General features: G+C 68.2%; 29 protein-coding genes. 21 read left to right on the top strand and 8 right to left on the bottom strand.

Annotated elements, in window-relative coordinates; genetic code table 11:
* Positions 1-9: 9 nt before the first annotated feature.
* From PV646_RS31130 to PV646_RS31090, 9 genes are all read left to right on the top strand, one after another.
* Positions 10-1,134, top strand: a complete 1,125-nt coding sequence (locus PV646_RS31130) for an FAD-dependent oxidoreductase (protein ID WP_500345847.1) — start codon at positions 10-12, stop codon at positions 1,132-1,134.
* Positions 1,131-2,150: an amidohydrolase family protein gene (locus PV646_RS31125; RefSeq protein WP_500345846.1), complete on the top strand. Its 1,020-nt coding sequence runs from the start codon at positions 1,131-1,133 to the stop codon at positions 2,148-2,150. The genes PV646_RS31130 and PV646_RS31125 overlap by 4 nt, the downstream gene beginning before the upstream one ends.
* On the top strand, positions 2,147-3,082 hold the full coding sequence (locus PV646_RS31120) for a VOC family protein (RefSeq protein WP_500345845.1): 936 nt from the start codon (positions 2,147-2,149) through the stop codon (positions 3,080-3,082). The genes PV646_RS31125 and PV646_RS31120 overlap by 4 nt, the downstream gene beginning before the upstream one ends.
* Complete coding sequence (locus PV646_RS31115; protein WP_500345844.1) at positions 3,079-3,546, top strand: nuclear transport factor 2 family protein; 468 nt, start codon at positions 3,079-3,081, stop codon at positions 3,544-3,546. The genes PV646_RS31120 and PV646_RS31115 overlap by 4 nt, the downstream gene beginning before the upstream one ends.
* Entirely contained in the window at positions 3,543-4,499 is a 957-nt protein-coding gene (locus PV646_RS31110) for a fumarylacetoacetate hydrolase family protein (RefSeq protein ID WP_500345843.1), read from the top strand. Before PV646_RS31115 ends, PV646_RS31110 begins: the two co-directional genes overlap by 4 nt.
* Complete coding sequence (locus PV646_RS31105; protein WP_500345842.1) at positions 4,496-5,257, top strand: SDR family NAD(P)-dependent oxidoreductase; 762 nt, start codon at positions 4,496-4,498, stop codon at positions 5,255-5,257. Before PV646_RS31110 ends, PV646_RS31105 begins: the two co-directional genes overlap by 4 nt.
* Before the next feature lie 7 nt (positions 5,258-5,264).
* On the top strand, positions 5,265-6,467 hold the full coding sequence (locus tag PV646_RS31100) for an MFS transporter (RefSeq protein ID WP_500345882.1): 1,203 nt from the start codon (positions 5,265-5,267) through the stop codon (positions 6,465-6,467).
* A gap of 146 nt (positions 6,468-6,613) precedes the next feature.
* A complete protein-coding gene (locus tag PV646_RS31095) occupies positions 6,614-7,222 on the top strand; it encodes a TetR/AcrR family transcriptional regulator (protein ID WP_500345841.1) in 609 nt (202 codons plus the stop codon).
* Entirely contained in the window at positions 7,219-8,883 is a 1,665-nt protein-coding gene (locus tag PV646_RS31090) for an FAD-binding dehydrogenase (RefSeq protein WP_500345840.1), read from the top strand. Before PV646_RS31095 ends, PV646_RS31090 begins: the two co-directional genes overlap by 4 nt.
* Before the next feature lie 124 nt (positions 8,884-9,007).
* Here PV646_RS31090 and PV646_RS31085 read toward each other — a convergent pair whose 3' ends face one another.
* The 3 genes from PV646_RS31085 to PV646_RS31075 form a co-directional block, all read right to left on the bottom strand.
* Complete coding sequence (locus tag PV646_RS31085; RefSeq protein WP_500345839.1) at positions 9,008-9,184, bottom strand: hypothetical protein; 177 nt, start codon at positions 9,182-9,184, stop codon at positions 9,008-9,010.
* Positions 9,185-9,548: 364 nt separating this feature from the next.
* On the bottom strand, positions 9,549-9,713 hold the full coding sequence (locus PV646_RS31080) for a hypothetical protein (RefSeq protein WP_500345838.1): 165 nt from the start codon (positions 9,711-9,713) through the stop codon (positions 9,549-9,551).
* Positions 9,714-9,879: 166 nt separating this feature from the next.
* Positions 9,880-10,044: a hypothetical protein gene (locus tag PV646_RS31075; protein WP_500345837.1), complete on the bottom strand. Its 165-nt coding sequence runs from the start codon at positions 10,042-10,044 to the stop codon at positions 9,880-9,882.
* Positions 10,045-10,047: 3 nt separating this feature from the next.
* On the opposite strand from PV646_RS31075, the gene PV646_RS31070 reads away from it, so the two are divergent.
* A complete protein-coding gene (locus tag PV646_RS31070) occupies positions 10,048-10,185 on the top strand; it encodes a hypothetical protein (RefSeq protein ID WP_500345836.1) in 138 nt (45 codons plus the stop codon).
* Positions 10,186-10,250: 65 nt separating this feature from the next.
* Here PV646_RS31070 and PV646_RS31065 read toward each other — a convergent pair whose 3' ends face one another.
* Positions 10,251-11,102, bottom strand: coding sequence for a DUF4394 domain-containing protein (locus tag PV646_RS31065; protein ID WP_500345835.1), 852 nt, complete (start codon positions 11,100-11,102; stop codon positions 10,251-10,253).
* A gap of 144 nt (positions 11,103-11,246) precedes the next feature.
* On the opposite strand from PV646_RS31065, the gene PV646_RS31060 reads away from it, so the two are divergent.
* The 3 genes from PV646_RS31060 (at position 11,247) to PV646_RS31050 (ending at position 12,789) form a co-directional block, all read left to right on the top strand.
* A complete protein-coding gene (locus PV646_RS31060) occupies positions 11,247-11,768 on the top strand; it encodes a sigma-70 family RNA polymerase sigma factor (RefSeq protein WP_500345834.1) in 522 nt (173 codons plus the stop codon).
* A complete protein-coding gene (locus PV646_RS31055; RefSeq protein WP_500345833.1) occupies positions 11,765-12,400 on the top strand; it encodes an anti-sigma factor family protein in 636 nt (211 codons plus the stop codon). Before PV646_RS31060 ends, PV646_RS31055 begins: the two co-directional genes overlap by 4 nt.
* 68 nt (positions 12,401-12,468) lie before the next feature.
* Complete coding sequence (locus PV646_RS31050) at positions 12,469-12,789, top strand: peroxiredoxin (RefSeq protein WP_500345832.1); 321 nt, start codon at positions 12,469-12,471, stop codon at positions 12,787-12,789.
* Between the two features lie 123 nt (positions 12,790-12,912).
* Here the strand turns inward: PV646_RS31050 and PV646_RS31045 are convergent, their stop codons facing one another.
* Entirely contained in the window at positions 12,913-13,242 is a 330-nt protein-coding gene (locus tag PV646_RS31045; RefSeq protein WP_500345831.1) for a hypothetical protein, read from the bottom strand.
* Positions 13,243-13,485: 243 nt separating this feature from the next.
* Positions 13,486-14,616, bottom strand: a complete 1,131-nt coding sequence (locus PV646_RS31040; RefSeq protein ID WP_500345830.1) for a helix-turn-helix transcriptional regulator — start codon at positions 14,614-14,616, stop codon at positions 13,486-13,488.
* 106 nt (positions 14,617-14,722) lie between these two features.
* Here PV646_RS31040 and PV646_RS31035 point away from each other — a divergent pair, with 106 nt between their 5' ends.
* Positions 14,723-15,190, top strand: coding sequence for a cupin domain-containing protein (locus tag PV646_RS31035; RefSeq protein ID WP_500345829.1), 468 nt, complete (start codon positions 14,723-14,725; stop codon positions 15,188-15,190).
* Between the two features lie 9 nt (positions 15,191-15,199).
* A complete protein-coding gene (locus PV646_RS31030; RefSeq protein ID WP_500345828.1) occupies positions 15,200-15,547 on the top strand; it encodes a hypothetical protein in 348 nt (115 codons plus the stop codon).
* A gap of 65 nt (positions 15,548-15,612) precedes the next feature.
* On the opposite strand, the gene PV646_RS31025 is transcribed toward PV646_RS31030, so the two are convergent.
* Complete coding sequence (locus PV646_RS31025; RefSeq protein WP_500345827.1) at positions 15,613-15,753, bottom strand: hypothetical protein; 141 nt, start codon at positions 15,751-15,753, stop codon at positions 15,613-15,615.
* 286 nt (positions 15,754-16,039) lie between these two features.
* Between PV646_RS31025 and PV646_RS31020 the strand changes: the two genes are divergently transcribed.
* The 4 genes from PV646_RS31020 to PV646_RS31005 all read left to right on the top strand — a co-directional run bounded on the left by PV646_RS31020 (position 16,040) and on the right by PV646_RS31005 (position 18,212).
* Positions 16,040-16,381 carry a hypothetical protein gene (locus PV646_RS31020; protein ID WP_500345826.1) on the top strand — a complete coding sequence of 114 codons (342 nt, stop codon included), beginning with the start codon at positions 16,040-16,042 and terminating at the stop codon, positions 16,379-16,381.
* 223 nt (positions 16,382-16,604) lie between these two features.
* Positions 16,605-17,435, top strand: a complete 831-nt coding sequence (locus PV646_RS31015) for an NB-ARC domain-containing protein (RefSeq protein ID WP_500345825.1) — start codon at positions 16,605-16,607, stop codon at positions 17,433-17,435.
* Complete coding sequence (locus PV646_RS31010) at positions 17,429-17,857, top strand: hypothetical protein (RefSeq protein WP_500345824.1); 429 nt, start codon at positions 17,429-17,431, stop codon at positions 17,855-17,857. Before PV646_RS31015 ends, PV646_RS31010 begins: the two co-directional genes overlap by 7 nt.
* Positions 17,858-17,879: 22 nt before the next feature.
* Positions 17,880-18,212: a discoidin domain-containing protein gene (locus tag PV646_RS31005; protein WP_500345823.1), complete on the top strand. Its 333-nt coding sequence runs from the start codon at positions 17,880-17,882 to the stop codon at positions 18,210-18,212.
* A 51-nt stretch (positions 18,213-18,263) separates the two neighbouring features.
* Here PV646_RS31005 and PV646_RS31000 read toward each other — a convergent pair whose 3' ends face one another.
* Entirely contained in the window at positions 18,264-18,737 is a 474-nt protein-coding gene (locus PV646_RS31000; protein ID WP_500345822.1) for a hypothetical protein, read from the bottom strand.
* Positions 18,738-19,933: 1,196 nt separating this feature from the next.
* On the opposite strand from PV646_RS31000, the gene PV646_RS30995 reads away from it, so the two are divergent.
* Both PV646_RS30995 and PV646_RS30990 read left to right on the top strand, forming a co-directional pair.
* Positions 19,934-20,617 carry a response regulator transcription factor gene (locus PV646_RS30995; protein WP_500345821.1) on the top strand — a complete coding sequence of 228 codons (684 nt, stop codon included), beginning with the start codon at positions 19,934-19,936 and terminating at the stop codon, positions 20,615-20,617.
* 1 nt (position 20,618) lies between these two features.
* Positions 20,619-21,866, top strand: a complete 1,248-nt coding sequence (locus PV646_RS30990) for a sensor histidine kinase (RefSeq protein WP_500345820.1) — start codon at positions 20,619-20,621, stop codon at positions 21,864-21,866.
* Positions 21,867-21,873: the final 7 nt, after the last annotated feature.

Below are 21,873 nucleotides of genomic sequence, written 5' to 3'. Positions count from 1 at the left end.
AGGGCAACGATGCCCGCAGTCAGTTCCGTGGCCGTGATCGGCGGTGGGGTCGCCGGGTTCGCCACCGCCGTGCTGCTCGCCGAGGCGGGCGTCGCCGTCGACCTCGTCGAGGCGAAGCCGGACGTCACCGCCCTCGGATCGGGAATCACCCTGCAGGGCAACGCCCTGCGCGTGCTGCGCAGGCTCGGTGTGTGGGAACAGGTCCGGAGCGCCGGACACTGCTTCGACTCGATCGGCCTGCGCGTGCCCAGTGGTGAACTGGTCGCCGAGGTGTCCGACGCTCGCACCGGCGGGCAGGACCTTCCCGCCACCGCGGGGATGTACCGGCCGGACCTCGCCCGGCTGCTGGCCGCCCGCGCGACCGAGGCCGGCGTCAAGGTGCGCACCGGCACCTCGCCGGTCTCGCTCGTCCAGGACGAGGACGGCGTGGACCTCCGGTTCTCCGACGGCAGCGGTGGCCGCTACGACCTGGTCGTCGGCGCGGACGGAGTGCGGTCGTGGACGCGTGAGGCGATCGGGGTCGAGCTGGAGACCCGCGCCACGGGCATGGGCATCTGGCGGGCGTTCACCCCGCGTCCGGCGTCGGTGACGCGCACCGAGCTCTGCTACGGCGGTGCCGCGCACATCGCGGGTTGCTGCCCGACCGGCGAAGATTCGCTCTACGCCTACCTGGTGGAGGACGCGCAGGACCGCAGCGCGCTGTCGCCGGCCGAGAGGCTCGCGGCGATGCGTGCGCTGGCGGAGCACTACCACGGTCCCTGGGACGAGATCCGCGCCCACCTCGTCGACGCCTCTCGTGTGCACTACACCTGGTTCGAGACGCATCTGCTCGACGGCCCGTGGCACCGCGGCCGCGTCGTGCTGATCGGTGACGCCGCGCACTGCTGTCCGCCCACCCTGGCCCAAGGGGCGGCGATGGCGCTCGAGGACGCCGCCGTGCTGGCCGAACTCCTGCTCGTCGCGGACGACCTGGACGAGAACCTGTGGGCCTCGTTCTCCGCGCGGCGGCTGGAGAGGGTGCGAACGGTGGTGAACGCGTCCCTCCACATCGGACAGATGGTGGCAGCGGGCGAGCACAGTGGTGTGCCCGAGCTCATGCGCCGGGTGTCCGCACTGGTCTCGGAGCCGGCATGAAGTCCATCGACGTCCACGCGCACTGCGTCGTGGAGGCGGTCGAGGCGCTCGTCCGCGACGACCCGAGGCTGCAGGAGCAGCGACAGGACGAAGCACAGCGGGACAGCCCGCAGTCGCGTGCCGAATCGGCGCGGATGGTCCGGGAGAGCCTGCCCTCGTTGACCACCCTCGAGCAGAGGCTCGCGGACATGGACGCGGCGGGCGTCGAGGCGCAGGTCGTGTCCCCGTCGCCATCGCAGTACCACTACTGGGCGGACGAGGAACTCGCCCTGCGGATCGTGCGCACCGCCAACCGCGGGGTGGCGGACCTCGTCGCGGCCGCACCCGAACGGCTCGCGGGCCTGGGGCTCGTCGCGTTGCAGCACCCGGCGACGCTGGCCGAGTCCCTTGAGGACGCGCTCGCGCTGGGCCTCGCGGGTGTGGAGATCTCCTCGCACGCGCCCGGTGTCGAGCTGTCGGATTCACGGCTGGAGCCGTTCTGGGCACGTGCCGCGGAGACGGGCGCCGTCGTGTTCCTGCATCCCTTCGGTTGTTCACTCGGCGCGCGGCTGGCATTGCAGTACCTGTCCAATTCGGTGGGACAGCCGGTCGAGCACGCGGTCGCGCTCTCGCACCTCATCTTCTCCGGCGTGCTGGACCGCCATCCGGGCCTACGGGTGCTCGCGGCGCACGGCGGTGGCTACCTCCCGCACCACATCGGCCGCGCCGACCACGCGTGGCGGGTGCGTCCCGACGCCCGCGGATGCGCCGAGCCGCCGTCGGAGTACCTGCGGCGACTGTGGTTCGACTCGCTGGTGCACTCCCCGGAGGAACTCGGCGCGCTGGTCCGCAAGGTCGGCGCCGACCGAGTGCTGCTCGGCTCCGACCACCCGTTCGACATGGGCACGCCCGGCCCGCTCGCCGCGCTCGACGCCGCCGGTCTCGCCGCGGGCGAACGTGACGCGATCGCGGCGGGCAACGCCGAGAAGCTGGGCCTGTGGCCCACGAGACGACTGTCCGGAAAGGAACGACCATGACCCGGCTTGTCACGCACCTGCGGCACGTCGCCATCGGTGTGCCCGACCTCGCGCGGGCACGCGCCTTCTACTCGGGGGAGTGGGGTCTCACCGAGACCGTCACCGACACCGGCCTGTCGTTCCTGGCAGCCGAAGGATCACCCGAGCAGTACGTGCTGCGGCTGCGCGAAACTCCCGACAAGCGCATCGACCTGATCTCCTTCGGCGCGGCGAGCCCCGCCGACGTCGACGCGCTCGCGCAGCGACTCGCGCGGGCAGGCGTCACCATCGTGTCCGAGCCGGGCACGGTCGGCACACCCGGTGGTGGCTACGGGTTCCGATTCTTCGACAACGAAGGCCGCACCGTCGAGGTGTCCTGCGACGTCGCACAGCGCACACACCGCAAGATCGAGGAGGCAGAGGCCATCCCCGTGCGCCTGTCGCACGTCGTCATCAACTCGGCCGATCCCGAGGGCACCGTCGACTTCTACACCCGGCATCTGTCGTTCGCGGTCTCCGACGTCCTCACCCACCCCCACATCGGCAACGCGATGTGGTTCATGCGGTGCAACAGCTGGCACCACAGCTTCGCCATTGCCCGCGGTCCCCACCCGTCGCTGCACCACGCGAGCTTCGAGATGCGCGGCATCGACGAGTACATGCGCGGTACCGGCCGCCTACTGCGGCTGGGTGTGGAGAAGATCTGGGGCCCCGGCAGGCACAAGGCGGGCAACAACACCTTCTCCTACTTCCTCGACCCGCAGGGAAACACCATCGAGTACACGACCGAACTCGACGTGCTCGACGAGGACACCTGGCACCCCGGACTGCACGACTTCTCCGATCCCGAGGTCTCCGACCAGTGGGGCACGGCCAACAAGATGGACGAGTTCGTCGCCGCCAAGTCGTTCAACGACCTGGACAAGGGCCTCTTCGTGGCGCCGCCGCTGTGAGCGCGCTGGAGGAGCAGGTGCGCTGGCTGGTGGACCGCGCCCTGATCTCGGACCTGCTGGTCGAGTTCGCCAGGGCGCTCGACGAGCGGGACTGGAACGCCTACGCCGCCACCTACACCGAGGACGGCGTGCTCGACATCGCCGGTGCGGTGCGGTTCGAAGGCCGCACTGCCATCCGCGATGCCACAGCCGACGAGCGTGGACTCGGCGGGTACACGGCCACCTGGCACGGGTCGTCCAACCACGCGATCACCATCGACGGCGACACCGCCACGACTCGGTCCTACCTGCTCGGAGTGCACCTGCGCAGCGACGACACGTTCGACCACGCCGACGGTTCAGGTTGGTACGACTGCACTTTGCGCCGTACCGCAGAAGGGTGGCGCTTCACCGAGGTCCGCATCACCGAGGTGTGGCATGCGGGCGCACCGCTGTCGCACGTGCGCGTAGAGGGGACGGCATGAGGTTCGCGACGGTGTGGGACAAGGACGCCGGCACTCGGTGCGGACTCGTCGACGGGGAGATGCTCCACAGGCTTCCTGCCGGGATGACCCTGCTCGACCTCCTGTGGTCGGAACAGCTGCACTCGGCGGGCGACATCGCGCTCAGGACGGGTGACTCCGCACCATTGGCCGGTCTGCGGCTGATCCCGCCGCTCGAACCTCCGACGGTGCGTGACTTCGTCGCGTTCGAGGAGCACGTCGAGGGCGTCGTGCGGTCGGTGTCCGGCGGTACCGAGGTGCCGCCGGAATGGTTCGAGGCACCTACGTTCTACTTCGCCAACCCCTACGCGGTGATCGGCGCCCACGACGACGTGGCGGTGCCACCGGGCTGTGTGGCTCTCGACTTCGAGCTGGAGGTCGCCGCGATCATCGGCCGCGCGGGCCGCGACCTCACGCCGGACGCCGCCCGCGACCACATCGCCGGGTACACGATCTTCAACGACTGGTCGGCGCGCGACCTCCAGCGCCGCGAGATGAAGGTCGGGCTCGGCCCGTGCAAGGGCAAGGACTTCGCCACCACGCTGGGCCCGGTGCTCGTCACCGCGGACGAGCTCGAACCGTGGCGGGACGAGGACGGGTTCCTGGCGCTGGGCATGACCGTGGAGGTCAACGGGATCGAGATCGGCCGTGATCTGTTGTCCAACATGGGCTGGCCGTTCGAGGAGCTCGTGGCCTACGCGAGCCGGGGAACCGAGGTCCGGCCCGGCGACGTGCTGGGGTCGGGCACGTGTGGCAACGGCGGGTGCCTGGCCGAGAGGTGGGGCCGCCACTCGGCTGACATCACGGGGTTGCGTCCCGGTGACGTCGTCACCATGACGGTGGAAGGCATCGGCACCATCACCAACACCGTCGTGGCAGGCCGGGATCCGGTCAAGATCCCCACCGCGAGGCAGCGGCCGAGGACACGACCATGAGCCTCGGCGGCAGGGTTGTGGTCGTCACGGGAGCAGCGGGCGGGCAGGGCGCCGCCGAGGCACTCGCCGCAGCGCGTGCGGGCGCGGTGGTCTACGGGATCGATCGCGAGCCTGTGCCGTCCTGCCACGGTGTCATCGGCCGGCAGATCGACGTCACCGACGCTGATGGCTGGGCGGCGTTCGCGACAGAGATGCGTACCCGGCACGGAACCGTGCACGGGCTCGTCGCCAACGCCGGTGTCACCTGGCGGGCGCGGCTCGACGAGCTCGACGCGGCCGATCTGCGCAGGGTGCTCGACGTCAACCTCACCGGTCCGCTGCTGGGCATCCAGCACCTCGCGCCGTTGATGGGCACCGGAGCGTCGATCGTCACGGTCGGTTCGGTCGCCGCGCTGACGGGGCACTACCCCGTCGCCTACACCGCAAGCAAGTGGGCACTGCGGGGCCTGACCCGCGCCGCGGCGACCGAACTGGGGCCTCGCGGCATCCGCGTCAACGCCGTCCATCCCGGCTACGTCGAGACACCGATGACCGCGTCCACATCTCCTGCGTTCCGCGCGGCGAACATCGCGGAGACCCCGCTCGGCCGCACCGGCACTCCCGAGGAGATCGCCGCGGTCGTGCTCTTCCTACTCGGTGACGGGGCGTCGTTCGTCACCGGCGCGGAGATCGCCGTGGACGGCGGACTCACCGCGCACGGCGGCGTCAAGTCCATTTCGGACGCCGCCCGCAGAGCTCCAGCTCCCACAACGTCGTGAGGTGACCATGAACGGCAACGGCAGCACCCGCGTGGCGGGCATGCCTCAGTTGATCCTGCTTCTCGCAGCGAGTTCGATGTCGGTACTCGGAGCGGTGCTGATAGCGCCCGTGCTTCCGCTGATGGCCAAGGAGTTCGGGGCGACACCCGGCGTGGCGGTCCTGGTTCCGATCGTGCTGACCGTGCCCGCACTGATGATCGGTCTCGCGTCGCCGTTCGCCGGGGTGGTGGTCGACCGGCTGGGCAGGGTGCGGCTGCTCGTCGCCGCGATGGTGGCCTATGCGATCTTCGGCACGGCTCCGCTCTACCTCGACGGCCTCGGCGCCATCATCGGCAGCCGTGTAATGGTCGGTGTGTGCGAGGCCGCCATCATGACGTGCTGCACCACGCTGATCGGTGACTACTGGTCCGGCGCGAGGCGCAACCGCTACCTCGGCCTGCAGGCCACCGTGGCGGCAATCAGCGCCACCCTGTTCGTGCTGCTGGGAGGACTGCTCGGCGCGAACGGCTGGCGCACCCCGTTCTGGATGTACCTCGTCTCCCTGGTGCTGGTGATCCCGATGGCGCGGTCGCTGTGGGCGCCGACGCCTTCTCCTGCGGAACGCGCGCTGCGGTCACCTGTGCCGTGGCGCAAGCTCCTCGCGCCGTGCTGTGTCACGTTCCTCGGCGGGATCGTGTTCTACGCGTTGATCGTGCAGCTGTCGTACGTGCTCGACGCAGCGGGCGTCACGTCCACCGGTCTCATTGGTCTCATCAGCGCCGTGATGGCGATTGCGACCGCCACTGGTGGCGCGGCGTTCGGACGCCTGGCCGTTCTGGGACGCAAGAAGCTGCTGATCGGTGAGTTCCTGCTGTCGGCGGTGGGGCTTGTCGTGGTGGCGGCGTCGGACGCGGTGCCGGTGATCACAGTGGGCGCCGTGCTGACCGGCCTCGGCACCGGAGCGCTGTTGCCGACGCTGCTCACCTGGGCGCTGGACCAGCTCGACTTCGCGCACCGCGGCCGTGGCACGGGCCTGTGGACGGGCACGCTGTTCGTGGGTCAGTTCCTCTCTCCGCTGGTGATCGCGAGCGTGGCCTCGGCAGCGGGAGGCCTGCGGCCCGCACTCACCGTCCTCGGCGTCGCCAGCGCGGTCATGGCTGCTGCCTTGTGGTTCCGCATGACGTCGTCCGGCCAGGTAGCCACGCTTCCTGATCAGGCGTTGGCGCCGTAGCCCACCCACTTCCGGATACATCCGTGTATCGGATACAGTCGCGTATCTGATACACGGATGTATCGAATTACCGCCGGAGGTGACCCGTCGTGAAGCCGACACCGGCAGCCTCGCCGCGACACGTGGACGGTGAACAGGGTGCTCGGGTGACCAAGCGGCGCAACGAGACCCGCGGGCGGCTGCTCGACGCCGCAGCACTCGTGTTCGCCGAGGAGGGCTTCGGCCGTTCCACGGTCGAGCAGGTGTGCGCTCGCGCCGGCTACACACGGGGTGCGTTCTACTCGAACTTCGCCTCGTTGGACGAGCTGTTCCTGGCCATGTGGGAACAGCGCTCCAACGACCTGATCACAGTGATGCGGGCGACACTCGAGCATGTGGCGAGCACCGATGTCACCGACGTGCGGTCGATCGTCGAACACCTGCTCCCCGCCGCCCAGGTGGACGACGTTTGGTATCGCGTCAGCGCCGAGTTCTCCGCACATGCCCTGCGCAACCCGGCGCTGCGCCGGGTAATGACCGCGCGCGAGGATGCAATCACCGACGCCATCGCGCCATTTCTGGAAACCCTGCTGGCCCGGATCGGCCGCACCGCGCCGGATCCGACCGCTCTCGCGCAGGCGCTGGTCGCCGTCCACGACGGCACGACCCTGCAATGCCTGATGGATCCGGACAATCCTGCCGTCTGGCAGCGCCGCGCGGATCTGGCCGCGCGGGTGATGACGGCCTACAGCACCGAAACCAAAGGACGATCATGACTTTCGAACCTGACGTCATCGTCGTCGGCGCGGGCTTGGCAGGGCTGGTCGCGACGCACGAACTGGTCCGCGACGGTCGCCGTGTGCTCGTCGTCGAGCAGGAGAACCGCGCCAACCTGGGAGGCCAGGCCTTCTGGTCGCTGGGCGGCCTGCTGTTCGTCGACAGCCCGGAGCAACGACGTCTGGGAGTCAAGGACTCCTACGAACTGGCGTTGCAGGACTGGATGGACTCTGCGGGCTTCGACCGTGACGAGGAAGATCACTGGGCACGACAGTGGGCGCAGGCTTACGTCCGGTTCGCCGCCACAGAAAAGCGACAGTACCTGCGTGACCTCGGCCTTAGGGTGACCCCGCTGGTCGGGTGGGCCGAACGCGGCGGCAGCGCCGAAGGGCACGGCAACTCGGTACCCCGCTTCCACCTCACCTGGGGCACCGGGCCGGAGGTCGTCCGTGTCTTCGCCGAACCAGTCCTCGATGGTGAGAGGCGCGGTTTGGTCCGGTTCGCGTTCCGCCACCAGGTCGACGAACTGGTCCTCGACGAGGGCGGTGCGGTGGTCGGTGTGCGCGGCACCGTACTCGAGCCCAGCGATCTCGAACGGGGCAAAGCCTCATCGCGCGTGAAGGCAGGCGAGTTCGAGTTGCGCGCGAAAGCCGTCCTGGTCACCTCGGGCGGCATCGGCCACAACCATGACCTCGTCCGGCGCAACTGGCCGACCGAACGGCTCGGCCCGTGCCCGAAGACGATGATCTCCGGTGTCCCCGCCCACGTGGACGGGCGGATGATCGCCATCACGGAGACCGCCGGCGGAGCCGTCGTCAACGCCGACCGGATGTGGCACTACGTCGAGGGCGTCCACAACTGGGACCCGATCTGGCCGGACCACGCGATCCGGATCATTCCCGGGCCGTCGTCGATGTGGTTCGACGCAACCGGTCGGCGGCTGCCCGCGCCGAACTTTCCCGGATTCGACACCAACACGACGATGAAGGCCATCCTGGCCACCGGCTACGACTACTCCTGGTTCGTGCTGACCCAGTCGATCCTGGAAAAGGAGTTCGCGCTCTCCGGCTCCGAACAGAACCCCGACGTGACAGACAAGGATTTGAAGCGCACGCTGACAGGCCGTGTCGGCAAAGGCGCACCCGCCCCTGTTGACGCGTTCAAACGGCACGGTGTGGACTTCGTCGTCGCCGAGACGCTGCCCGACCTCGTCGAGGGCATGAACAAGCTATCCCGAGGCCCACAACTGGACCTCGCAGCGCTGGAACACCAGATCGTCGCCCGAGACCGCGAGGTGTCGAACCCGTACTCCAAAGACCTGCAGATGATGGCGATCGCCAACGCTCGCCGTTACATCGCCGACCGGGTCGCGCGAGTTGCCAAGCCACACCGCATCCTCGACCCCGCCCACGGCCCGCTGATCGCCGTACGGCTCAATATCCTCACCCGCAAGACCCTCGGCGGTGTGCAGACCAATCTCGACTCGCAGGTCATGCGCCCCAACGGCGAACCCTTTGCCGGGCTGTACGCGGCCGGCGAGGTCGCCGGATTCGGTGGCGGTGGCGTGCACGGCTACAACGCTCTGGAAGGAACGTTCTTGGGAGGCTGCATCTTCTCCGGCCGCGCCGCGGGTCGCGCGCTGGCCCGGACCCTGTCGTAACGAGTTCAGCGAAGCCACGCTCACCGTTGAGCCCGCAGGGGGATCACCGAGCCCGACGGGCTCCCAGGTTCTCGTCATCGGATACGGCGACGCCGGAGGCTGCGCCGTGAACTCAGTGATGGCATCACAGCCGAACGCGCGGCTGACCGTGCTGAAAACCGACTTCCCAGCCGTCGCGGTGCCGGACGACCTCGACGCTTTCCTGATCACGAGAGCGCGTCCACTTTGAATGATTCGGTGGCGTATTGCTTGCTGCAGGAAACCCGATCATGTTGCTCATCGACAGCGGCAATCCCCGCATGCGAGCAGCGTGCTGCTCTGTGAAACGCGATGAACGAGGTGTTCTACCGGCTCTGCCGCGCCTGCACGGCAGAGCCGGAACCGAAGCTCGAGATCCAACAGAGCGGGCCCGTCAGCACTGATCGGAGCGCCGATCCAGTCGTACCGGCGAGCGCCGGTAGCAAGAGATCGACCAGCGTCTACGTCTCCCCGATGTTTCGGGTGGCCGGGACTTGTGCTGCCCAGTCCGGTCCTTGACTGTCACGGGTCGCCTTGATCGTGCCGTCAGCGGGCCTGAGCGGGTCGGAACTCGCGGCGACAGGGTCCGGGCGTGCACGCCACTGTCCTCGTGCGAGAACGGAACTGGGGCTGCGTGTGCGGTGATCTCAGCCGAGCAGCGCGGTGACGTTGGCGCGGTCGGCGCCGAGGGTCACGTAGAGCTGGGCCCATTGCTTGTCGATGTCGGTGGGTTTTTGGCTGTCGCAGAAGGGTTTGCGTCCGTGTGCGGTGTAGTAGCGCAGTAGCGACAGGGTTTCGCCGGTGTTGCGCATTGACTCGTCGGTGTAGCGCGGCCCTGGCGGTTGGGTTGGTGGCGCAGGCAGGCAAATTCGGCGCCGTTCTCGTTGTCGAAGACCGGGCCGGGATCGGGTGGCTAGGAGCAGGAGATCAGGCTGATGGCGCAGCACAGGAGCAGGAACGGAACGCGCATCACGTCTCCTATTCGAACAGGGCTCGGAAGGTCAGCCCGAGGCCCACGACGAGAACGAGCCCGGCGGTGATGGCGGGCAGGGCGGTGAAACGGTCTCGGAAGCGTTCGGCTGCGGCCAGGCGGTCGCGTAGGCGGACCAGGAGCAGGCCGACGATCGTGAGCGTGGTGGCCACCTGATGGCCGTCGAACTGCCGACGCTCGTGGCGCTCAAGCAGGCGGACCACTGCTTCGACCTGGTCTGGGGATCGCTCCCCGCCCAGACGGCACGTTTCGCGATCATGCGGTTCCTCAACCACGCGCTCCCGGTTCAGTGAGCACCAGCCCAGCCGGTGCCGGAACGCCGGTGCCGTTCCGGCATCGACGTCCCGGCCTCTGACTACTACTTCGCGAACGCCACGCCGACGACCTCGCCGCCCGCGAGTCCGACGACCGAGGCGCGGCCGGTCTCCAGGTTGACCTTCACCAGGAGCGAGCCGCCCAGCAACGACAGTCCCGGCCGCACGGCGGCAAGGGCGTGATGGCGGCCGTTGACGGTGGCGATGTCGAAGCCGTTGGCCTTGTCGACATCGATGCCGAGCTTGCCGACGGTGAAGAGCTGGCCGGTGTTCGGGGAGACGACCGGCGTGACCCCGGCCGCGGTGCCCTGGGTGACGAGCGCGTCCTTGGTGCTGTCGAGGTCGTAGAGCGTGGTGGAGGTCGCGCCGGCGACGCTGTTGGTGTAACCGGCCGCCGACACCCTCGGCGTGGAGCCCGCCGCACGATCGCCCGATGCGTAGGCGAGCGGACCGTCGGTGGCGGCGAGTGCGCCCGTGTCGGGAACGAGCCGCAGGTTCTGGCCGGTCGAGGTGACCAGGCGGATGCGGTCCACGGTCGGGTTGAAGTCGAACCCGACCGCCGTGCCGTTGAGCGCGATCGGGGACCCGACCGCGGTGGCCCGGCCGGTGCGGGCGTCGAGGGTGTAGAGCTGGCCCGAGCGTCCGATCGCGTACAGGACGCCGGTGGCGGGTCGCACGTCGATGCCGGCGAGCCGGTCGTGGGCCTTCAGGCCGGTGACGCGGACCCGGTGCTGGGAGAACAGCGGGGACGACCAGGTGCGAGTGCTGAGCACGCCGTCGTCAGTGAGCAGGTGCACGCGAAGCTGGTCGCCCGACGCCGAGGCGGGGGCCGCGCCGAGCACACCGGCGAGCAGTGCCGCCGCGGCGGCGATGACGGTCGTGCGGACGATGCGCATGGTTTCTCCCAAAGGCCGTGAACGCGGAACACGGGTGTCTACGACACGTCCCCATCCGGTGTTGAAGGGCGAACCGAACAATTCCGACCCATCCATGACGGGCTGTGCCACGAACTGGATTTCAGGTGCGGCGATGGGGAGCTCATGGCGATCACCGGCAAGCGGGTGGATCTGGACCTCCGGGAGGTCTACGCCGCGCACGGACCTGAGCTGTACCGCTTCGCGCTCCGGCAGCTCGGGGACGGCCAGGCCGCGGAGGAGGCCGTGCAGGAAGTGTTCCTGAGAGCGTGGCGGTCCGCGGACCGCTTCGACCCGGAGCTGGCGAGCCTGCGCGTGTGGCTGTTCGCGATCGCGCGCAACGTCGTCATCGACGAGGCGCGAGCACGTGCGCGGCACCACCGGCGGCTCGACGCCGTGGCGGCAGAGCCCGCCGGGAGCGTTTCCGATCACGCGGACGCGGTGCTCGACCAACGTCTCGTGGAACAGGCCCTGCTGAGGATCAGCGACGACCACCGCACAGCCCTGGTGGAGACTTACCTGCGCGGCCGGTCCTACCAGGACGTCGCAACCGAGCTGGATGTGTCGCAGGTGACGCTGCGCAGCCGCGTCTTCTTCGGACTGAAGGCACTGCGGCTGGCCATGCAGGAGATGGGGGTGCGGCGGTGAACGACTCCGTGCACGAACGGCGGACCGAACTGCTCGGCGCCTACGTCCTCGGTCACCTCACGGGCTCCGAACTGCAAGCCGTGCGGGACCACCTGGACAGGTGCGCCGCCTGCCAGGACACCGTCGCCGAACTCGCCCCGGTGGCACGCGCGCTCGCCGGCGTGAACGCTGACACCGTCACGGTGCCCGCGCATCTGGAAGACTCGGTGGCGCGGCGGCTCGACGTCCAGCGCGGACGGCGGGTACGCACACGGCTGCTGTTAGCCGCCGCTGCCTCCGTCCTGGCGGTCGCGGCCACCAGTTGGTGGTTGCTGCGCCCTTCCGTGCCGATCGAGCCGGTCGCACTCGCCCAGCAGGCCCCCGGAGTGACGGCCGAGGCCTCGATAGTCCCGCACACCTGGGGAGTCGAGATCAAACTCGACGGCCGCGGATTCGCCTCCGGACAGACCTACCGGGTCGCCGTCACCGGCAACGACGGAGGTGAGGTGTCTGCGGGCTCATTCATCGGCACGGGCACGAACCTCATGAAATGCAACCTGAACAGCTCAGTCCTGCGCGCGAACGCCTACGGCTTCGTCGTCCGTGACGAGAACGGCAGGACCATGCTGTCCTCCACGTTTCCCCGCGGCTGAGCAGGAAAACGCCCGTCCGCCGCAGCCGCGGGCTGCATCTGCGCCGACCGCCGATCCGAAGCATCAGCATGAAACGAGGAGACACCTGCCCCGACTTCACCCCTCCCGACGACACGGGCACACTCCGCACGCTGTCGGAATTCCTGGCCAACGGCCCGGTCGTGCTGTTCTTCTACCCGGCAGCGCTGTCCGGCGGCTGCACCCAGGAGAGCTGTCATTTCCGTGACCTCGCAGGAGAGTTCCGTGTGTTCGGGGCACACCGGATCGGGATCAGCCCGGACGCGGTCAACAAGCAGAGCGAGATCTCCACCACCCACGGATCCGACTACCCGCTGTTGTCCGATGTGGATGGCGCCGTTGCGAAGCAGTTCGGTGCCTGGCGGCGCTGATCTATCCCTGTTCTTCCTACCGTGTGCCAGAAGCGTCGTAACAGCTAGAGGCAACCTCGGTGAGGATCGCATCGAGCAGTCGCACGCACCGCACGAAGGCGCGGTGCCCGAACCAGGGGTCACTCAGTTCAGCGGCAGATCTACTCGACGGCCGACTCCCCACTCCCCTGCCTCGTCGTCACTGATCACGGCGAACACGCCTGCAGGAACGCCCTCGAGTTTCGCGGTGCGCGATGCTGCGGCCAACAGATCGCGCTCGTCCGCACCGGTGACGAAGAAGATGTAAGCGTCTTCGTGCTCCTCGCCGTCGTCGAAGACCTCGATCTCGCCTTGTTCCTCCAACTCGCCCAGGAAGTCCTCGATCACATCGATCCAAGGAAACGGATACTCACCCTCGGCCACAACCGGCTCCAGGGGGAAGGGGACATGGATCTCGATGATGAGGACGGCCACGAAGCCATCCTCGCGGAGTTCAACAGCTGCAACCAGCCTGCACGGCAGGAGTTGTCAACGACTGCCGCAGCATGCGCCTCTGCCACATCTTCCTGCACTGGAGCTCTACGCCACTCGATGCGATCATCGCACTTGGCGCCACAAGTGGATCGCCGACCTCAACGCACTCGGCTACGCCACCAAACAAGGGCTAGGCAAATCAACTGAGTAGGGCGATCAACCTGGGCACAGAACCAGTTTCGATCACTCGGAGCCGGGAAACGGACCGCCGCGCAGCGGTCGTCCTGCTGCCGCACGACGTTCGTTGTCCCGGACCCGAGGCTCGTAGTGCGCAAAGAAGATCTTCCCCACGAGGTCGCGCCTGCTCCGCACACCGGTCTTGTCGAACACGCTCTTGAGGTGCTGCTGCACCGTGTGCGCCGACACGACCAGAGCTGCGGCGATCTCGGTGGTGGAGCTGCCCTGCAGCACCAGCCGGGTCACCTCCTGCTCCCGCTCGGTCAGCCCGTACGCGGACATCAGCAGCGGCGAGATGCGTCCGGGATGGGCGGGCTCGACGATCACCGCGACGCGCCGCGACCCCGGCCCGACGAGGCTCGCGCCATGGAGCACGACCCACCGGCCCGACCGCGTCAGCACCCTTGACATCGCGACCTCACCGGAATCTCCCGCATCCGAGCCCGACCGCAACGCCCGCACCGCTATCGCGAGTACCGAGGACGCCAGGTGGCCGTCGCCGCCGTCGGGCAGGTCGTCGAGCCACCGCTCGGTGCCCGGCGTGACCGACTCGACCGCGCCGTCCTCGCTCAGCACCAGCAGACCAGGAGCCTCCGGCCCTTCCGGATCACCGGCCTCACCCACGAGCAAAGCCCGGCGCGCGCCCTCGGCCAACCGCGGCGCGACGGACCGGATGAAGCCGAGTTCGGCGGCGGCGAACAATGGCCGTCCCGGTTCCCGGTAGAGACCGACCGCGCCCCACACCTCGCCGGACCGCGTGCGCAGTGCCGCGATCATCTCCTGGTCGGCGCCGTACTCCATGTTCGCCCGCCACCGCGAGCTGGACGACGGGTCGCCGCCAGTGGCCTCGTGCAAAGTGGACACACCGCTCGCCGACCTGCTGACGTCGGTGAGCTTGTGCACGTCGTCGGCGAAGTACTCGGCGGTGAGCCACTCCGCGGGGAACTCCTGCAGTCCCTCCTGGAAGTGGCTCGTGATCAGCAGGGACGCGGGATCCAATGTGTACCAGCACGGCGACAGGAAGTGCGGCACGGCGTCACTCAGCACGCCGGACGCCTCGCGCCAGAACGACACGAGGTCCAGCTGCCTGCCCGCGAGTCTGGCGATCTCGTCGCCGGCCCGCCGCAACGCGTCCACCGAGTCAGACTACGAGTCTGGCTGGTGCGCGAGAAATACCAGAAACCTGGAATGGGCTTCGGCAGCGTCCGCTCCTAACTTCGGGTCAGGACGAAGGAGGAGCCCCATGACCACGATCCTGACCGCTGGCACCGGTGAGATCACCGGCGACCCGGCCGCAGTCACCGACAGATACCTGACCAGTTGCGACCGGTTCGCGCTCGTCGAGCACGCAATGGCACCCCGCGCACTTGCCGCACCCGTGCACCGTCACAGCCGCGAGGACGAGTACAGCTTCGTGCTGGAAGGAAAGGTCGGCGTGCTGCTGGGCGAGGAGGAGATCGTCGGCGGCCCTGGTGACCTGATCTTCAAACCGCGCGGCCAGTGGCACACGTTCTGGAACGCGGGCGATGAACCCGCGCGCGTTCTCGAGATCATCTCGCCGTCGGGCCTGGAGCACCTGTTCCGCGCTCTGGGCGCGCTGACCGAGCCACCTGCGCCGTCAGCGCTAGCGGACATGGCCGCCGAGTACGGCTGCGACGTCGACTTCGCGGCCACAGGCCCGCTCGCCGAACGCCACGGACTGCTGTTCTAGGCGGAAGGCATGCCACCCGCCCGCACTCCGGAGGAATTGGACCAACTGCTCGAGGACGCCATCCTGCTCCGCGACCGCACAGCCCTGCCACAGCTGTTCGAACAGGACGCGCTGTGCGTGATCGGCGGGCCGGAGCTACGTGGCCGCCGCCTCATCGCGAGATCATTGCTCGAGACCAGGTACGTCGCCGTGCAGCAGCACGTTCTACAACGCGGCGGCATGGCACTCGTGCTCGGCGCGGGATCCGCGCACGTCGCTTGCCGACACGGGAACGGCTGGCGGTTCGCGATCTCGGTGCTTCTCCCTGCCGAACGCGCCACCGCAAGGACGCACCTGGGCGAACAACGGCAAGCGTGAAGGTTCCCGACCGGTCGACGCTGGCGTCCTGCGCCGGAAATCCGCCTGCAAGAGCGTGCGAGTGATTAGAGGGTTTCTTCGGAGGTCTTGGTCCACAGGAACGGCCTGGGGTGGGTATTCCAGTCGGCGATCCAGGTCCGGACGTCCTTCTCGAGTGCCTGCGCGCTCTTGCAGGCGCCTCGTTTGATCTTCTGCGCGGCCGCCACGGGCCGCCTCCAGTCGCTTCGACCGCCTGACCAGCGGCCATCTGAACCGCATTTGCCAACACCCGGTCGCAGCCGCCAAGCCGGTGTTGGCCTTGTGCAGCTGCCTGGACGGAGGAGGCGGAAGTGACGCTGCTCGAGATGTGAGCGAGATGCCGGGTACGAGTTTGGGGCCAATCGGATGCAGGCCAGGGCCGCTGGCCTGATCGGTTGTCAGGTGGGGTAGATCGTGGCCGTTCGGCGCAGTGCACGGTGGGTGTGGGTGGGTCGGGTTGTTTTCGGTGTGATCGTGGCTGGTCTGGTGGTGTACCAGTTCGTGGTCGGTCTGGACAGGGCCGACAAGGTGGGCGGCAGTGTTGGCGGTGTTGTCGCACTGGTCGCATTGGGCGCTCCGTACCTGCTACCCCGGCCGCAAGGAGAGAACCTGATGCCGAACGGTGCTCAGGCCCGCGAGGTGGTGGTCGAAGGCTCCGGTGACGCCAAAGCCACGGCGGGAGGCGTGGCGAACACCGGCGTGGAGACCGTCGAGAGAGACGCGGCTGCCGTACGGGTGACCGGGTCGGGGAAGGCGGTCGCCGAAGGGTCGGGATCGGTGGCCAATACCGGTGTGCGGCATGTTCCCCGCTCGTGACCACTCAAGAGTCCCGGCCTGCCGCCGCGCGTGACGTGGTGGAGCTCCAGAACACGGGTGAGGCGACGGCCGAACACGGCGGTGTGGCGAACTCCGGAGTGATGGGCGACGTGCACGTCCATCACCACCAGGCACACCGGCCGGCCGTGACTTTGCCTTGTCGGGCTGGTGTCGCGCTGCCGCGGGCGGCGGCTTTCAGAACCGCGAGGGAACAACACGCCTGTTGGCGCAAGCGCCGGAACGCGGGGACACGGCGGTGCTGACCGGCCACTCAGGTGTGCACACCGGTGTGGTGTCGGGAATGGGCGGGGTCGGGAAGACACAGGTCGCGCTGGACTACGCCCATCGACTCTGGGCCGCGGGTGAAGTGGAGTTGTGGGTGTGGGTCACGGCGTCATCGAGGGAGACGATCGTGTCCAGCTTCGCACGCCTGGCCACCGACCTCACCGGCGTCGAGGAACCTGACCCCGAGAATGGTGCGCGGCGGCTGCTGGAATGGCTGTCCACAGCATCTGCCCGATGGCTGGTCGTGCTCGACGACGTGCACAGCCCTGCGGATCTAAGTGGGCTGTGGCCACCCGCGACCACATGCGGGCGGGTGCTGGTGACGACACGGCGCCGTGATGCCGCACTGCGTGAGCACGGACGTTGCCTGGTCGAGGTCGACGTGTTCACACCGCAGGAAGCCGAGGGGTATCTGCGGGCCTCGCTGGCGGAGCAGCCGCACCTGGTGGCTGGCGCAGCCGAGCTGGCCGTGGAGCTGGGATGTTTGCCGCTGGCGTTGGCGCAGGCCGCGGCCTACATGCTGGACCGTCACCTGTCCTGCGCCGCGTATCAGGTTCGGCTGGTCGAGCGGCGGCTGGCGAGTGTGGTGCCCGAGCCCGATGCGTTACCCGACGAGCATCGGGCCACGGTGGCGGCAACGTGGTCGTTGTCGTTGCAGCAGGCCGACCGGTTGGTGCCAGAGGGTGTTGCGCGGCCGTTGCTGGAGGTGGCAAGTGTCCTGGACGCCAACGGAATTCCACTCGGGTGTTCATCGCACCCGCCGTGCTGAAGGTGCTCACCGAAACGGCTGGACGGGTCATCGACGAGCACGACGCGCGGGACGGGTTGGGATGCTTGCACCGGCTTAGCCTGATCACTTTGAGTCCAGACTCGCCATCGCGGGCAGTGCGGGTGCACGCGTTGGTCCAGCGCGCGACCCGAGATGACCTGCCGGACGAACGAACCGCAGTCGTAGTGCGTGCCGCTGCCGAGGCCATGCTGCAGGTGTGGCCGGACCGGGAGGGACACACTGGGCTGGCACAGGTCCTGCTGGCCATCACCAACCCAGGCCACCTGTGGGCGACCGATGCCCGCCGCGTGCTGAGGTTCGCCGCTGAAAGCTTGGGACGTGCCGGACAACCGGTTGCCGCGTACCACCAGTTCATGGGCCTTCTCGACGACTACCTGGTGAGCCGCCCCACCCCGTCGTAGACGTAGTTCGGCGCATTCGGGCGTGCGTCCTGGCCGGCATCTACAGCTCACCGTCAACCTCGGCACCGCACGCCCGATCACTGAGATCAACAGCAACTGGCTGCAGGTCAGGCAGGACTACGCCTTCCTGCCACCCAACGTCAAGTACCTGATCTCCAACGACGGCGACAATTTCAGTCAGGTGAGCTCGATCTACATCCCCGCCGTCAGCGCCGGGCTGCAGACGAAGACATACAGGGCCATTAACCTGAAGGACGGGGCACAGCCGAAGTCCGGCCGGTTCGTCAAGGTCGTCGTGGACGACGGAACTGCCTGGACTCTGCTCGACGAGATCGAGGTACGCGGACCCGCGTAGCCCCAGGGGTAGGTGGCCGTCGCGGCCGGCCACCTACCCCCACCACTAGGGCTACTGTCGAGCGACTGCAGGCCAGAACTGGATCAGGAACCTCTCACGTCCGGGCACGATCTCGCCTGTCCGACGGAACTCGTCAACGACAGGCTGACCGCCACCAGTGCGGTACGCACGAACGTGGAACACCCCGCCTGCCCCGAGTTCAAGCGCATCACCGCGCCTGAGCTCGCCACCAAGCTCCCGGACTTCCACCGTCCCGGCGCCCAATTCCACCACGTCGTCCTGGCAGCTTCCGGCTCCGTCCACGCGCGACGGTTCACCACTCCAGGATTCCAGTGTTGCCAGCACGTCGGAATGCACCGCTGATTCACTGACCAGAGCGAGACGGTTGCGCATCACCAGCAACCAGCGGTGAGGATCGGAGAAGTCCAGCGCGTCCGGCGGCTCTCGAAGATCAATGTCCTCGACGTAGAAATGCTGGTTCGACGCCGCAACCAATGTCGCGATCCGCCCGGTCAGATCCGCCATGCACACAGCCTGCCAGGCACAACCAAGAAGTCACCACTTGACTGCACGCACCAGTCGCCGGGGGTGGCTCGGCAGTCGCACCAGAGGCGCTCCCTCGACGTCCACACCGCCTTGTGCCCGCGATCAAGCAGCACGCCGCGAAGACGATGAGCCAGCCCGGACCTCTAGTGTTGTCCGACCTGCTCACCCTACCGCTTCCGGGAATTCCACGGGCTGGCGGACAAGGCAGAGACTTCACCGCCGATGTCCGCTGAGCGGTCGAGAAGATCGCGGCCCGTCGCCCGGTCCTCGTACCACTGCTCGTGCCACTAAAGATCATCATGCTAGTGGTCCCACCCCGCCAGGACAGATATCTGGATGACCTGGCGCTGCTGGTCCTGCCCACTGTGGAGCAGGTGCTCCACCCGCCTGTCATCATCTCGTTCGAGGCCGTCGAATCAGGACCCCGACGGATCCACCCGCGGGTCTTCTACGTCTGGCACTCGGTGACGGGCACGGCCCGGTCAGCACATGGACACGCGTGACCGACTACGTGGAACGACACCTCGAACGCCCACAGCACTGACACCGCAGAACGAGAGTTGTGCTCACAATCACGACGCATCGGGGTCCGCTCATCCCGCTGATCGCGTGCCGCACCGAGACGCGCTCATGCCGACGACAGAACCTTGTCGGGTGACGATGTGGACAAGTCGGACCAGATGGATCAGCAGCGGGTCAGATGCCTGTGATGGAACGCGGATCGTCGAGTGGCGAAAGGTCGATCACGAGCCAATTCGAAGTCCGTTCGGCGACAGCTGACGCGAACTCGCTCCACTGACTGCGGTTCAGACGAAGGAGAGCGCGTCAACCAGGATTCCGACGAACGCGCCCAGACCTGCGTGATCAGACCCACCAGACCTGGTCCCGCGAACTGCGCGGCAGACTCACTGCCCTGCAACCGCACGCTTGCCGACGGCTGGGCCTCTACAGGTCAGAACCGAACACCGAACACCTCTGTCCGGCTGGTTCCTCCCTGGACATCCCACCTGGGCCTCAGCGGCGGTCAAGCCGGCGTCCGAGACGACGATCAGCGCACGCTTCCGGCATGAGGTGATCACAGGCTCGCCCAGTTGTCGCGGTCTGTTTCACCAGCACGATGCTCGAGTTCGACGCGGGGGATGTGAGCACGGCGCGAAACCTGGAAGAGTGTCACCGTGCCGAATCCTGCCCAGGCGCCGGAGCCGATTCGTCTCCTGGTCGTCGAGGACGACCAGGAGACGGCGACGATGCTGGCCCAACTGTTCACGAGCGAGGGCTACGAGGTCGACGTGGCCTTGGACGGGCAGCAGGGGCTGCACCTCGCGTTGAGCCGCAAGCCGGACATCATGGTGCTGGACCGAGGGCTGCCCGCGATCGACGGACTCGACCTCGTAGTCCGGCTGCGGCGGGTGGGGGTGACCTCGAAGATCCTGGTGCTGACCGGTCGTAGCGAGGTCGCCGAGCGGGTGCGAGGGCTGAACGCCGGTGCTGAGGACTACCTCGGGAAGCCGTTCGACGTGGACGAGCTGGTCGCCAGGGTGCGGGCGCTGCACCGGAGACATCTGGAGCACACCGATCTGCTCCCCCTCGGCCGGGGTCACCTCGACCTGCGCCAACGCGAAGTGCTGACGTCGCAGGGTGGTTCGGTCACGTTGTCCGCCCGTGAATGCGACCTGCTCCGCATGCTCGCCGCCGCCCCCGACGTCATCTGCCGGCGCACGGACCTGCGCGCGCGAGTGTTCCCGGAAGCCACCTCGGAGTCCATAGTGGACACGTACGTGCACTACCTGCGCCGCAAGCTCGGTCGCGAGGTCATCCGCACCGTGCACGGTCTCGGTTACCGCGCCGGCTCCGTCTGAGATGACCGCGACCACACCGGAACACAGCACGTTCACCCGAGCCCGCTGGTCGATCACCGCTCGGCTGACGCTGCTGGCCACGATGATCGTGCTGTTGATCGAGCTCCTCATCTACCTCGTCACGGCGAGCATGCGTGAGAAGGACACCCGCGACGACCTGCTGTGGGCGATGGAGCACTCGTCGATCTCCAGCCCACCCGTGTGCACCTGGCTGGTCGTCGACCGCGACGGAGTGGTGGCCGGAACGCCAGGACTGCCCGCCGGGTTCCCGTTGGCCGAGAGTCTGCGCCACGCCGGCGCGCCGCGGTTCGAGCAGGTCGAGCGCGACGGGAACACCTACAGCGTGCTCACCCAGCGGCGCGGCGCGGAGGCCGTGCAGATCGTCTACGACGAGCGGTTCCACGCCCTGGAGCGGCAGAATCTGCTGTTCGCGTTCAGCGTGGCGTTGTTGTTGACCGCCCTCACGGTGGGCGTCGTCGTCGCTGCGGGGAGCCGTTTCCTCTACGACCAGGCGACTGCGCCGCTGAACGAGGCCCTGGCGCGGCAGCGGCGGTTCGTCGCCGACGCGAGCCACGAGCTGCGCACCCCGCTGACCCAGTTGCACCTGCGAGCACAACTGTTGTCGCGTCAGGTGGACGAACTGGAGTGCCCGGAGGTCCTGACCGTCGAGATGCGCCGGTTGGTCAACGGCACCCGCCAGCTCGGTGACGTGGTCGACGACATCCTGCGCTCCGCGATCTCCGCCGAACAGCCGCAGTCGGACCTGGTCGACCTGGCGGAACTGGCCGACGAGGTGGTCGCGGCGGAGGAAGCACGCGCCAGCGAGACGGGCCTGGTGCTGGAGGTCCAGCGCGAAGCGGGTCCGTTCCTGGTGCCAGGTGACGCGTCCGCGCTGCGCCGGGTGGTGACCGCGTTGGTGGACAACGCGATCGGCCACACGCCGGCGGGCGGCAGGGTGGTCGTCACGCTGCGGGTGCCGATCCCGGACACGGTCCGGCTGTCGGTGCGCGACAACGGGGTCGGCTTCGACCAGGCGAACGGACGGTCGCTGTTCGAGCGGTTCCACCGCGGCACTGCCGGGCGCGGCCCGCGGTTCGGCATCGGTCTGTCGCTGGTCCGCGAGGTCGTGGAGGCCCACCACGGCACGGTGTCCGCCGAAGGCAGGTCCGGCGCGGGCGCGATGTTCACGGTGGACCTGCCCGCCGTGGCACCCGCGACCCCGTCTCCTGCACCGCGCCCATCTCGGTGACGCGGGC

Origin of the sequence: Streptomyces sp. ID05-26A, assembly GCF_033794685.1 — a bacterium.
Taxonomy (GTDB): Bacteria; Actinomycetota; Actinomycetes; order Mycobacteriales; family Pseudonocardiaceae; genus Lentzea.
This window is presented reverse-complemented; position numbering and strand designations above follow the sequence as displayed.

Excerpts from the sequence above, each read along its gene's own strand:
- PV646_RS31120 (WP_500345845.1), top strand. The coding sequence starts at position 2,147 with ATGACCCGGCTTGTCACGCACCTGCGGCACGTCGCCATCGGTGTGCCC.
- PV646_RS31085 (WP_500345839.1), bottom strand. The coding sequence starts at position 9,184 with ATGCGGGGATTGCCGCTGTCGATGAGCAACATGATCGGGTTTCCTGCA.
- PV646_RS31080 (WP_500345838.1), bottom strand. The coding sequence starts at position 9,713 with ATGCGCAACACCGGCGAAACCCTGTCGCTACTGCGCTACTACACCGCA.
- PV646_RS31125 (WP_500345846.1), top strand. The coding sequence starts at position 1,131 with ATGAAGTCCATCGACGTCCACGCGCACTGCGTCGTGGAGGCGGTCGAG.
- PV646_RS31110 (WP_500345843.1), top strand. The coding sequence starts at position 3,543 with ATGAGGTTCGCGACGGTGTGGGACAAGGACGCCGGCACTCGGTGCGGA.
- PV646_RS31105 (WP_500345842.1), top strand. The coding sequence starts at position 4,496 with ATGAGCCTCGGCGGCAGGGTTGTGGTCGTCACGGGAGCAGCGGGCGGG.
- PV646_RS31090 (WP_500345840.1), top strand. The coding sequence starts at position 7,219 with ATGACTTTCGAACCTGACGTCATCGTCGTCGGCGCGGGCTTGGCAGGG.
- PV646_RS31060 (WP_500345834.1), top strand. The coding sequence starts at position 11,247 with ATGGCGATCACCGGCAAGCGGGTGGATCTGGACCTCCGGGAGGTCTAC.
- PV646_RS31030 (WP_500345828.1), top strand. The coding sequence starts at position 15,200 with ATGCCACCCGCCCGCACTCCGGAGGAATTGGACCAACTGCTCGAGGAC.
- PV646_RS31035 (WP_500345829.1), top strand. The coding sequence starts at position 14,723 with ATGACCACGATCCTGACCGCTGGCACCGGTGAGATCACCGGCGACCCG.
- PV646_RS31050 (WP_500345832.1), top strand. The coding sequence starts at position 12,469 with ATGAAACGAGGAGACACCTGCCCCGACTTCACCCCTCCCGACGACACG.
- PV646_RS31000 (WP_500345822.1), bottom strand. The coding sequence starts at position 18,737 with ATGGCGGATCTGACCGGGCGGATCGCGACATTGGTTGCGGCGTCGAAC.
- PV646_RS31130 (WP_500345847.1), top strand. The coding sequence starts at position 10 with ATGCCCGCAGTCAGTTCCGTGGCCGTGATCGGCGGTGGGGTCGCCGGG.
- PV646_RS30990 (WP_500345820.1), top strand. The coding sequence starts at position 20,619 with ATGACCGCGACCACACCGGAACACAGCACGTTCACCCGAGCCCGCTGG.
- PV646_RS31070 (WP_500345836.1), top strand. The coding sequence starts at position 10,048 with ATGGCCGTCGAACTGCCGACGCTCGTGGCGCTCAAGCAGGCGGACCAC.
- PV646_RS31100 (WP_500345882.1), top strand. The coding sequence starts at position 5,265 with ATGAACGGCAACGGCAGCACCCGCGTGGCGGGCATGCCTCAGTTGATC.
- PV646_RS31065 (WP_500345835.1), bottom strand. The coding sequence starts at position 11,102 with ATGCGCATCGTCCGCACGACCGTCATCGCCGCCGCGGCGGCACTGCTC.